The sequence below is a fragment of the Sandarakinorhabdus sp. genome, from assembly GCF_031422795.1.
In the GTDB taxonomy this organism is placed as follows: Bacteria; Pseudomonadota; Alphaproteobacteria; order Sphingomonadales; family Sphingomonadaceae; genus Sandarakinorhabdus.
On record NZ_JANPML010000083.1, the window covers coordinates 1 to 2722 of the forward strand.

At 61.8% G+C, this 2722-nt stretch carries 2 protein-coding genes; both read left to right on the forward strand.

Features of this window, described 5'->3' with window-relative positions; translation table 11 throughout:
* The coding region (gene ctaD, locus RMO81_RS03335; protein WP_310474316.1) for a cytochrome c oxidase subunit I at nt 1-1575 on the forward strand (1575 nt) is incomplete at its 5' end.
* Between the two features lie 49 nt (nt 1576-1624).
* Entirely contained in the window at nt 1625-2551 is a 927-nt protein-coding gene (locus RMO81_RS03340; protein ID WP_310474317.1) for a heme o synthase, read from the forward strand.
* Nucleotides 2552-2722 lie beyond the last annotated feature (171 nt).

The window sequence follows — 2722 nt, forward strand, 5'->3', positions numbered from 1 at the left end:
CAGCGCTGGCTCTTTTCGACCAACCACAAGGATATCGGGACGCTCTACCTGATCTTCGCGATCATCGCCGGCACCATCGGCGGCGCGATTTCGGGTGTGATGCGCCTCGAACTGGCGCAGCCGGGTATCCAGTGGCTCACCTTCATGACCCAGGGCAATGTCGATCAGGCCAATCACCTGTGGAACGTGTTCATCACCGCCCACGGCCTGATCATGGTGTTCTTCACCGTCATGCCCGCCATGATCGGCGGTTTTGGCAACTGGTTCGTGCCGATCATGATCGGCGCGCCGGATATGGCTTTCCCGCGCATGAACAACGTCTCGTTCTGGCTGCTGGTGCCGTCGTTCCTGCTGTTGTGCGGATCGATGTTCGTTGAAGGCCCCGCAGGTGCCAATGGCGCCGGCACGGGCTGGACTGTTTATCCGCCGCTCTCCACCTCCGGTCACCCCGGCCCGGCCGTGGACATGGCGATCCTGTCGCTGCACATCGCCGGCGCTTCGTCGATCCTGGGCGCGATCAACTTCATCACCACCATCCTCAACATGCGCGCGCCGGGGATGACCCTGCACAAGATGCCGCTGTTCGTGTGGTCGGTGCTGGTCACCGCCTTCCTGCTGCTGCTGTCGCTGCCGGTTCTGGCCGGCGCCATCACCATGCTGCTGACCGATCGCAATTTCGGCACGCACTTTTTCTCCGCTGATGGCGGTGGTGATCCGGTGTTGTATCAGCATCTGTTCTGGTTCTTCGGTCACCCCGAAGTCTACATCCTCATCCTGCCCGGCTTCGGCATCGTCAGCCAGGTGATTTCCACCTTCAGCAAGAAACCCGTGTTCGGCTATCTCGGCATGGCCTATGCCATGGTCGCCATCGGCTTCATCGGTTTCATCGTGTGGGCGCACCACATGTTCACCGTTGGCCTTGATGTGAATACCAAGATGTACTTCACTGCCGCCACGATGATCATCGCGGTGCCGACCGGCATCAAAATCTTCAGCTGGATCGCTACCATGTGGGGCGGCTCCATCAGCTTCAAGACTCCGATGCTGTGGGCCATTGGCTTCATCTTCATGTTCACCGTGGGCGGCGTCACCGGCGTGCTGCTGTCCAACGCCGGTGTGGATACCTACTTCCACGACACCTATTATGTGGTTGCGCACTTCCACTATGTGCTGTCGCTGGGCGCCGTGTTCGCCATCTTCGCCGCCTGGTACTACTGGTTCGGCAAGATGTTCGGGAAGCAGTACAATGAAGTGCTCGGCCAGCTGCACTTCTGGATCTTCTTCATCGGCGTGAACGTGCTGTTCTTCCCGATGCACTTCCTGGGTTCGGATGGCATGCCGCGTCGCATCGCCGATTATCCGGATGCCTATGCCTACTGGAACCAGATCGCCAGCTACGGCTACGGCATCATGGCCATCGGCATGGTGTTCTTCTTCCTCAACCTGATTGTCAGCCTTGCCTCGCGCCGCAAGGTGGAAGACAATTATTGGGGTGAAGGTGCCACCACGCTGGAATGGACCTTGTCCAGCCCGCCGCCGTTCCACCAGTTCGAAACCCTGCCGGTCATCAAGTAACCGGCGACCCGGGGGCAGGGCTTGCCTGCCCCCTTTCAGGCCAGATGTGATGAACAACAGCGTGACTGCCGAAACGGCCTCCGGGGTGGATTCGCCCCTGCTGGCCGATTGGCGCGATTATTTCGCGCTGCTCAAGCCGCGGGTGATGACGTTGGTCATCTTCACGGCGGCCTGTGCCATGGTGGCTGCGCCGGGCAGCCTGCATCCCTTCCTGGCCTTCACCGGCATCTTGTGCATCGCGGTCGCCGCTGGTGCCGCCGGCGCGCTCAACCAATGGTATGAAGCCGATATCGATGCACTGATGAAGCGCACCGCCATGCGGCCGCTGCCCGCCGGCAAGCTGCAGAAGGCCGAGGCGCTGGCCTTTGGTGTCATCCTTGGCACCGGTGCCGTTGCCGTCATGGGTCTGGCGCTGAACTGGGTGGCCGCCGCCTGGCTGGCCGTGTCGATCCTGTTTTATGTCGTCGTCTACACCGTCTGGCTCAAGCGCCGCACGCCGCAGAACATCGTCATCGGCGGTGCGGCAGGGGCTTTCCCGGTGATCTGCGGCTGGGCCGCTGTTTCCGGCGAGACGCCGCTGATGGCGTGGATCCTGTTCAGCATCATCTTCCTGTGGACTCCGCCGCACTTCTGGGCGCTGGCCCTGTTCATGGAGGCCGATTACGCCAAGGCCGGCGTGCCGATGCTGCCGGTCACCCACGGCCTCACCGAAACTCGCCGCCAGATCCTGGGCTATTCGGCGTTGCTGGTCCCGGTCAGCATCGCGCCGACCCTGCTCGGCCTGGCAGATTGGGTCTATGGCGGCACCGCCATCACCTTGGGTGTGATCTTCATGGTAATGGCCTGGAAGGTCTATCGCAGCAGCGCCACGCTGGCCGCCGACATGCTGGCGGAGAAAAAACTGTTCAAGTTCAGCTTGGCTTATCTTGCCTGCCTGTTTGGTGCCCTCGTTATCGATCGTCTGCTGCTGTCATGAACACTGAACCCGCAAACTGGACCGCTGAAGAGCGCACTGCCTTTTACGCCCGCCGCGAATCGCGCAACCGGGTGCTGGGTATCCTGCTGGTCAGCTTGGTCGTGCTGTTCTTCGGCATCACGGTGGTGCGCATGGGCGGCCAGCCGCTACCGGCACCGGCCGGCGCCGCCC